Origin of the sequence: uncultured Algibacter sp., assembly GCF_963976535.1 — a bacterium.
Classification (GTDB): domain Bacteria; phylum Bacteroidota; class Bacteroidia; order Flavobacteriales; family Flavobacteriaceae; genus Algibacter_B.
Window position 1 is genome coordinate 20387 of sequence record NZ_CAXBLF010000043.1, and the last position, 9023, is coordinate 29409.

The following is a 9023-nucleotide window of genomic DNA, read 5'->3' on the forward strand; positions in this document are numbered from 1 at the left end:
TGAACTCAACTCTTTAAATTAACTCTTCATATCCAAAGTATCCCTAAGTGCATTCCCAATCAACACAAATGCCTTTACTAAACTCATAATACAAAGTACATGCTTAATCATTTAATAAATTTTTCCAAGTATAATAAAGTTTAAGAGAAAGAAAGGCATAGAAGAACTAGACCAAGGTAAAAGAGTTTCATACGATTCGTTTTTGAAGAAAATTTCTTGATGTACGTATTTTTATCCGAAATAGCTGAATCAAAACTCCTTAAGTCATCAGAATATTTCTTAGAACATTAGGATTTAAAAACTCGTAACAAATTTATTAAAAAGCTATCTAATAAAATTAAACAAATCTCACTTCAACCAGATAGTTGTCCTAAATCATCTGAATTAAAAGGATTATATAAATGTGTAGTCACAAAACAAACAACTTTCTATTATCGAATTTCCATTGAATCAAAAGAAATAGAAATAATCACAATATTTGATATCCGACAAGACCCCGATAAATTAAAAAAGGATATTAAATAAACTCAACTCTTCACATCCAAAGCATCCCTAAGTGCATTACCAATCAACATAAACGCCATAACTAAACTCATAATACAAAGCCCAGGTATAATGGCTAAATATGGTTTCCCAAGTATAATATAGTTGTAATGATCTTTTATCATGGCACCCCAACTAGCCATAGGTGGTTGTGCACCAATACCCAAAAAGCTCAATCCGCTTTCTATTAAAATTGCGGCTGCAAAATTAGCTGCAGAAATCACGATAACTGGCGCCATAATGTTTGGCAAAATATGCTTGGTAATAATTCTAAAGTCATTAAATCCTAATGCTCTAGCTGCTGTAACATATTGCATTTCTTTGGCGCTTATTATCTGTCCGCGTACTACCCTAGCAACTTCCACCCACATGGTTAACCCTACCGCGATAAATACTTGCCAAAAGCCTTTTCCTAAAGCCAAGGTAATGGCAATAACCAATAATAGCGTTGGTATGGACCAGGTTACATTGATGATCCACATGATTATCGCATCTACTTTTCCTCCAAAATAACCTGCAATACTTCCCATAAATATGCCAATTAGTAATGATATAAGTACCGCTACAAAACCTATAAAAAAGGATATTCTTGCGCCTACTAAAACACGACTTATTAAATCGCGTCCGTATTTATCTGTGCCAAAGAGGAAGCTTTTTTCTTTTATAAAATCTTCAGGCGTGCTATTTGGAAATGCGTTGAGTTTGACTGTCTTTTCTGCACCTTCCAGCCCATCAGAGGCATATTCTTTATACATTAAAATAGCATCTTTAATTTCATAGTCTGAAATTGGAATTTCGGTATCTGTGTTTTTCTTTCCGAAGAATAGTTTATCAAAACCACTTTGATTTACTTTAATTTTTGAAGGTATTGTTAGCATTTTTACCTCAAACCCTGGTCTTTTTGAGTGAATTGCCAAATGCATTTGGTTAGCATATTGCGAATCATCAGGTGCAAACACATAGGCAAAAATAGAAACCAACCCAACCAAAACAATAAAGTAGAAACTGAAAACGCCCCAAAAGTCTTTTTTAAACTTTTGGAGCGCTAATTGTTTTAGTGAGTTTGATTTATGACTCATAAGAATACCATTTACAAATTGAATTTACCTTTATAAAACGCGTTTTCTTCCTTTCTATTTCAAAAGAAAAAGAAACCGTAACTATGGCTATGCTTTGTTTTTCTTTTTCATATAATAAAAAAATCATTCCCGAAAAATCGGGACGAGCTATTTTCTCTTAGAATAAATCCAAATTACAAAAGGTATAATTTATTTCTGTACTGTTGAAGCTACTTTCTTAATAGGATATGCTGTTTTTAAATCTTCTAAAACATTAAGAGCTTCTTCTATGTAAACATCTTTACTTAAGCTTTCGTGCCAACGCTTACGTTTCTCTTCTAAGTCTGTTGTATCTTGAGCAATAAGCTGTTTTTCATAACTGGTAGAATCAAAAGTTAAATTTGTATTATACTTTGAAATCGCTTCATACTTTTTCGATTCAAGTTCATTCGCATCAATTTGCGCTTTATATGTTTTGTAATTTAGAGAGTAAACCGTCTCGTCAATTTTACTTTTCACCCATTTTGCATTTTGTTCAATAAGCTTTAATTGCTCATTACTACTCATGCGTTGTTTACTTTTTTCAATGGTGGCGTCATAATCAAAATAATACTCCCAAGGCGTGTATTGTGCTGCATCAATTTCATCATACGGCAATGGGTTTTCTTTATCTTTTTCACCTACATCAATAAAACTAAAACGACCAGGAACCTTAATATCACTTTTAACCCCTTCTAATTGTACTGAACCGCCATTGATTCTATAATACTTTTGTCTTGTTAGTGCCAATGCGCCTAGATCTCCGCTCGTGTTATTTCTTAACATATTATTTAAATCAATAACATTTTGCACTGTTCCTTTTCCATAAGTTTGTTTACTACCAATAATAATAGCACGCTTATAGTCTTGCATTGCAGCTGCCATAATCTCGGATGCTGATGCAGAAATTTCATTCACTAAAATTACTAAAGGACCATCCCAACTAATAGATTTATCTCTATCCTTTAATACCTCTTTAGGCTCATCTGTAGAGCGTACTTGAACAATTGGTCCATCTTTTATAAACAAACCAGCCATATCTACAACTGTTGGTAACGACCCACCGCCATTATTACGCAAATCGAGCACTAAACCTTCCATTCCTTCATCTTTTAAACGCTCAATTTCACTTTTTACATCTTTGGCTGCGTTTATGTTTTTATAGTCATTAAAATCAACATAAAATGCTGGTAAATTTATAACTCCGAATTTTCTATCTGCTTTTTCAACTATCGAAGATTTTGCATACGTATCAAATACCTCAACAACATCTCTTGTAATCGTAATGTCTTTTACAGTACCATCAACTTTTTTTACAGTAAGCGTAACTTCTGTTCCTTTAGGCCCTTTTATATATTTGATAGCGTCGTTAATACGCATACCCACAATATCAACAGCAAACTCCTCGTCTTCTTGTTTTACTTTTAAAATAATATCTTCAACTTCAAGTTCTTTACATCTCCAAGCTGGACCACCAGAAATCAATCCTACTATTTTAATATAATCCATACGCTTTTGAAGTCTTGCGCCAATACCTTCTAACTTTCCAGACATACGTGTATCAAAATCATCTTTTCCTTTAGGTGCTAGATAATATGTATGTGGATCAAACTCTTCAACAATTGTATTTACATATGCAGCAAACCAATCTTCACGTCTTTCTTCATCTATATAGTCTTCAAAATATATATTTATCGATCTTAAAGTGGCTTCACGAGCTTCTTTTTCTATTTGCTCGTTTGATTTTATTAGATATAATGGATCCTTCTCTTTAGCCCTATTTTCTTCATCCAAGATATCATCATAATTAGAAAGTGTTGAAAATTTCAATTGTTTTCTCCAACGTTCTTTCATATCTCTCTTGTTTTTTGAAAAACCACTATTTTCATAATCCGTATCAAAATTTTCATCGATCGAATAATCAAAAGGCTTTGATAATATGTCTTTATAAATGCTCTTAGACTCTTCGATACGTTTCATGAAACGTTCGTACACAACATTAAAAAATGTAATATCGGTAACTTTAAGTTGGTCGTCAATTGTGAGTTTGTACTTTTCAAAATCCTTGTAATCAGATTCATAAAAATAACGCTTCACAGGATCCATGACTTCAATAAAATCTGAAAATAATTCTACAGAAAAAGCGTCATCAATAGCAATAGGATCAAAATGCCCTTGTTCTATTAAAAACGTAATAATTTGAATTAACAATTTATCTTTGTCGGGGTTACTAAATTTTTTTGATGTAAAACTGCAAGACGCAAATGCTAGTAATAGCAAGAGCGATAGTACTTTATAATTCCTTTTCATAATATTCTTCATGTGTTAATCTTTTTTGCTTCTTGAAAGCACAGCATATTTTTTACTAAAATAAAGAAAAAACCATGCCAATATAGGTAATCGCTACTAATTTTTTGTTAAACCAAAGAATTTGGGGGTTTACTGACGAAATTATGTATTTTAGCGATGATTTTTAATACCAGAATGAGCAAAAAACCACTAATACTTGTAACGAACGACGACGGCATTAATGCCCCGGGAATCAGGACTTTAATTACGATAATGAATACTATTGGTGATGTTGTTGTTGTAGCTCCCGATAGCCCACAAAGCGGTATGGGACACGCTATTACTTTAAATGCAACTTTATATTCCAAAGAAGTTCATTTAGATAATGGCCCTCAAAAAGAGTTTAGCTGCTCTGGAACACCCGCCGATTGTGTAAAACTAGCCATTAGAGAAATGCTAGATAGAACCCCAGACCTTTGTGTTTCGGGGATTAATCATGGTTCAAACGCCTCAATAAATGTGATTTACTCAGGAACTATGAGTGCTGCAATTGAAGCTGGCATTGAAGGCATTCCTGCTATTGGATTTTCTTTATTAGATTACAGTTGGGATGCTGATTTTGAAGCTTCAAAACCTTTTGTGAAAAAAATTACCGAACATGTTTTGCAACATGGTTTACCAAATGGTGTTGTATTGAATGTTAATATCCCTAATATTCCAGAACAACAGATGAAAGGCATTAAAGTTTGCAGACAAGCTAAAGCCAATTGGGTTGAAGAATTTGATAAACGCAAAACCCCTCAAGGACAAGATTATTACTGGCTTACGGGTAAATTTGTTAATTTAGATGGAGGTGAAGATACTGATGAATGGGCGCTTGAAAACGGGTATGTATCATTGGTTCCTGCGCAATTTGATTTAACCGCGCATCATTTTATAAAAGATTTAAATAATTGGAATTTATAACTAGAGAGATGCTGAAACAATTTCAGCACAAGCAAATTCGGCATAAATGAAAAAAGATATTTTTAAGGGCATGTTTGTTGGTTTAATAGCCAATGCTATTGGTTTATTTTTAGCAGCAAGTTTTTTAGGTAAAGGTGATGATTTTATGGTCGTTATTGAAGCGGCAGCCAAAGAAGATTTTCTAGGAAAACTTATTAGCCTAGGAGCTATATTAAACCTAATTGCCTTTTTTATTTTTATAAGGAAAAAGCAAGATTATCGTGCAAGGGGTGTGCTATTAATTACTGTTTTTATTGCTATTTTTACTTTTATTTTTAAACTCTTTTAATTTTTGTCCCCTCGAGCGCAGTCGAGAGGTTTTGCTCTTAGCAAATTTGAATAGAAAGGTTTCGACTGCGCACAACCTGACAATAAGAAAATGAAGTACTACATTGTAGCTGGTGAAGCATCGGGCGATTTACATGGCTCAAATCTAATGAAAGCATTGAAAAAAATAGATTCTAATGCGGCTATTAGATTTTGGGGTGGAGACCTTATGCATGCTGCTGGCGGCACGCTAGTAAAGCACTATAAGGAACGTGCATTTATGGGTTTTATTGAAGTAATAATGAATCTCAACAGAATTTTTAAAGACATTTCTTTTTGTAAAACAGACATCTCAAGTTTCAATCCTGATGTTATTGTTTTTATAGATAATTCTGGTTTCAATTTACGTATTGCAAAATGGGCGAAACAACACCATTTTAGAACAAACTATTATATTTCCCCTCAAGTTTGGGCATCAAGAGCTAGTAGAGTCAAAGCTATTAAGCGAGATATTGATGCTATGTACGTTATCCTTCCTTTTGTAAAACCCTTTTACAAAAAACAGGGTTATGATGTTACTTTTGTTGGTCATCCATTAATTGACGCCATAGCCAATAGAGTTCAAGTTGGTGAGTTTAAATTTAGAGACACTTATAAATTAGGTAATAAGCCTATTATTGCTTTATTGCCCGGAAGCAGAAAACAAGAAATAACAAAAATGCTTGCTGTGATGTTAAGTTTAGTTGATGAATATCCTGATAACCAATTTGTTATTGCAGGGGCGCCAAGTCAGGATTATAGTTTTTATGAACCTTATATAAAATCTAATAACGTAAAATTCATTTCCAATAAAACATACGATTTATTAAGTATTTCTAGCGCAGCATTGGTAACATCTGGAACCGCTACTTTAGAAACTGCACTTTTTAAAGTGCCACAAGTGGTTTGTTATAAAGGAAGTACTATATCATATCAAATTGCCAAACGGATAATAACTTTAAAATTTATTTCGTTAGTGAATCTTGTTATGGATAGAGAAGTTGTTACTGAACTTATTCAAAATGACTTTAATAAAAAACGACTTAAACAAGAGTTGGACAACATTTTAAGTTCTGAAATTCGTAAAAGGTTATTTTTAGATTATTACGAATTAGAAAAAGTATTGGGCGGTAAAGGTGCAAGTGAAAAAACGGCTAATTTGATTTATGAGTCCCTTAAATCTTAACTTTTAGATGAAAAAAACACTATTAATCCTCCTCTTGATTATTAGCTTTAGCAGTTGTAAATCTTCAAAACGCGCTAAAGAAAGAAAAACGGCCTCTAGTAAAATTATTACCAAAAAAAGCAAAAAAGAAAATATTAAAATAGCTTCTAATAAATCTAAAGCTGATTATATTATAGATTATGCTAAACAGTTTGAAGGCACACGATATAAATGGGGAGGCACAACAAAATCTGGTATGGATTGCTCTGGGTTAGTGTTTGAATCATTTAAATCTTCTAATATTTTACTTCCAAGGATTTCAAGAGACATGGCGAAAAAGGGAAATAAAATTCAACTCAAGAAAGTACTTAAAGGCGATTTGCTGTTTTTTAAAACTGGAAACAGAAGAAACTCCATAAACCATGTAGGATTGATTGTTGATATTAGAGACAACGATATTAAATTTATTCATGCGACAACTAACAATGGCGTAATTATATCGGGTCTTAATGAAACGTACTGGTTAAACGCATTTTATGAAGCTCGCAGAATTTTATAAGATATTTTTATATCTTACCTAAACATGAAATTACTCAATTTTACTATAATAAAATTAACTATTTGCCTCATTTTAGGTATCATCATTGGGTATTTAACTAACATTCCGCTTAGTATCACAATTTTATCAACAGCATTACTTTTGTTGGTTTTGTTAGTTTTCTACTTAATCTCTAGAAAACAATTTATTAAATCTATTTGGTTTGGAATTACAGCATTTTTAGTAATGATTTCTGCAGGTTTTTTAACAACAAGTTTTCATAACCAAGAAAACTTCTCAAACCACTATACACGAGTTATTTCAACAGAAATTGACAGCTTAAAAACGATTAAATTTAGAATTAGAGAGGTTTTAAAACCTGGTAATTATTATGATAAATACGTTATTGATCTTTTAGAAATTGATGATGAAAACACATCAGGAAAAACGCTTTTAAACATTCAAAAAGACACCTTACAGACTCCTCTTAAAGTTGATAACGTTTATGTTAGCAGAACAGATTTTAAAGATTTAATTCATCCGCTTAACCCACATCAGTTTGATTACAAAACCTATTTAAAGAAAAAATACATTTACCATCAACTCTTCATTACAAATGAATCATTATTTGCTATTGAATCTAAAACAAAGACTCTTTTTGGTATAGCAGATAATATCAGGCAGCATATCAACAAAAAATTAAAACCATATCATTTTAAACCTGATGAACTTGCCATAATTAATGCCCTTTTATTGGGGCAGCGTCAAGATATTAGTGAAGATGTTTATACTAGTTATACCAATGCAGGAGCCATACATATCTTAGCGGTTTCTGGCTTACATGTGGGTATTATTTTATTAATTCTCAGCTTCATTTTTAAACCTCTAGAGCGTTTTAAACATGGTAAACTGATAAAAACCATACTACTTGTTAGTCTTTTATGGAGCTTTGCATTAATTGCTGGTTTATCAGCCTCAGTTACTCGCGCTGTTACCATGTTTAGCATTGTCGCTATAGCTTTAAACCTAAAAAGACCAACAAACATATATAATACTTTAGCTATAAGCATGTTTGTTATTTTGCTTTTTAAACCCCTATTTATATTTGATGTAGGTTTTCAATTAAGTTATTTAGCCGTTTTTGCTATTGTAGCAATTGATCCATTTCTATTCAATCTTTGGAAACCAAAAAATAAAGTTGTGAAATTTTATTGGCACACCTTCACCATTACTATTTCTGCACAATTTGGTATTATACCCGTTAGTTTGTATTACTTCCATCAGTTTCCTGGTCTATTCTTTATATCTAATTTGATTATTATTCCTTTTTTAGGAGTTATTCTAGGTCTTGGTATTATTATAATTCTTTTAGCCGTTTTAAATATTTTACCTCAATTTGGGGCTGATATTTATGGATCCATTATAGGCTTAATGAATAATTTTGTGGGTTGGGTTTCAAAACAAGAAGCTTTCTTATTGAAAGACATTTCTTTTAGCCTTCTATACGTAATGCTTTCCTATATATTAATTGTCACTTTTATGCGACTTCTATTCAAAAGAAACTATTCAAACTTAAAACTGTTTTTAATAGCCATACTTGTTGTTCAAGGTGCTTTTATCTACAACGAATTTAGTAAACCTTCAAATGAATTTATTGTGTTTCATAAAAGTAGATATAGCGTATTAGGACATACAATAAACAATACAATTGTAGTGGCAAACGATTTTGATAGTATTGTAAAATCAAAAAATAAGATTATAAAAGATTATGTTGTTGGGAATCATATTAAAACTCTTGAAGAAACATCTATTTCTCCAATCTATCAACTAAAAAACAAACATCTTTTAGTGATTGATAGCTTAGGGATTTATAATATAAAGTCTCTTAAGCCCGACTTTGTATTACTTAGGCAATCGCCAAAAATCAACTTAAATCGCTTGATTGATTCACTAAAACCAAAACAAATCATTGCCGATGGCAGCAATTACAAGTCTTACATAGCACGTTGGGAACAAATCTGTAAAAAAAGAAAAATCCCGTTTCACCAAACTAGTAAAAAGGGAGCTTTTATAATAGATT

7 protein-coding genes and 1 pseudogene are annotated in these 9023 nt (G+C 32.0%); 5 read left to right on the top strand and 3 right to left on the bottom strand.

What is annotated here, in order from left to right; translation table 11 throughout:
- Nucleotides 1-18: 18 nt before the first annotated feature.
- The 3 genes and pseudogenes from AAC024_RS11580 to AAC024_RS11590 form a co-directional block, all read right to left on the bottom strand.
- Nucleotides 19-141 (bottom strand): annotated as a pseudogene (locus tag AAC024_RS11580) (ABC transporter permease); the annotation flags it as partial.
- Between the two features lie 386 nt (nt 142-527).
- Complete coding sequence (locus AAC024_RS11585) at nt 528-1622, bottom strand: ABC transporter permease (RefSeq protein ID WP_339895567.1); 1095 nt, start codon at nt 1620-1622, stop codon at nt 528-530.
- Between the two features lie 189 nt (nt 1623-1811).
- Complete coding sequence (locus tag AAC024_RS11590) at nt 1812-3962, bottom strand: carboxy terminal-processing peptidase (protein WP_339895569.1); 2151 nt, start codon at nt 3960-3962, stop codon at nt 1812-1814.
- Nucleotides 3963-4124: 162 nt separating this feature from the next.
- On the opposite strand from AAC024_RS11590, the gene surE reads away from it, so the two are divergent.
- The 5 genes from surE to AAC024_RS11615 form a co-directional block, all read left to right on the top strand.
- A complete protein-coding gene (gene surE / locus AAC024_RS11595) occupies nt 4125-4895 on the top strand; it encodes a 5'/3'-nucleotidase SurE (RefSeq protein ID WP_339895571.1) in 771 nt (256 codons plus the stop codon).
- 46 nt (nt 4896-4941) lie between these two features.
- Nucleotides 4942-5223, top strand: coding sequence for a hypothetical protein (locus AAC024_RS11600; protein WP_339895572.1), 282 nt, complete (start codon nt 4942-4944; stop codon nt 5221-5223).
- A gap of 90 nt (nt 5224-5313) precedes the next feature.
- Nucleotides 5314-6426 carry a lipid-A-disaccharide synthase gene (gene lpxB, locus AAC024_RS11605; protein ID WP_339895573.1) on the top strand — a complete coding sequence of 371 codons (1113 nt, stop codon included), beginning with the start codon at nt 5314-5316 and terminating at the stop codon, nt 6424-6426.
- A gap of 7 nt (nt 6427-6433) precedes the next feature.
- Nucleotides 6434-6964 (top strand): C40 family peptidase, encoded by a 531-nt coding sequence (locus tag AAC024_RS11610; protein WP_339895574.1) that lies wholly within the window; start codon nt 6434-6436, stop codon nt 6962-6964.
- A gap of 24 nt (nt 6965-6988) precedes the next feature.
- A partial coding sequence (locus AAC024_RS11615; protein ID WP_339895575.1) for a ComEC/Rec2 family competence protein occupies nt 6989-9023 on the top strand: 2035 nt, incomplete at its 3' end.

Excerpts from the sequence above, each read along its gene's own strand:
- surE (WP_339895571.1), top strand. The coding sequence starts at position 4,125 with ATGAGCAAAAAACCACTAATACTTGTAACGAACGACGACGGCATTAAT.
- AAC024_RS11585 (WP_339895567.1), bottom strand. The coding sequence starts at position 1,622 with ATGAGTCATAAATCAAACTCACTAAAACAATTAGCGCTCCAAAAGTTT.
- lpxB (WP_339895573.1), top strand. The coding sequence starts at position 5,314 with ATGAAGTACTACATTGTAGCTGGTGAAGCATCGGGCGATTTACATGGC.
- AAC024_RS11600 (WP_339895572.1), top strand. The coding sequence starts at position 4,942 with ATGAAAAAAGATATTTTTAAGGGCATGTTTGTTGGTTTAATAGCCAAT.
- AAC024_RS11610 (WP_339895574.1), top strand. The coding sequence starts at position 6,434 with ATGAAAAAAACACTATTAATCCTCCTCTTGATTATTAGCTTTAGCAGT.
- AAC024_RS11590 (WP_339895569.1), bottom strand. The coding sequence starts at position 3,962 with ATGAAGAATATTATGAAAAGGAATTATAAAGTACTATCGCTCTTGCTA.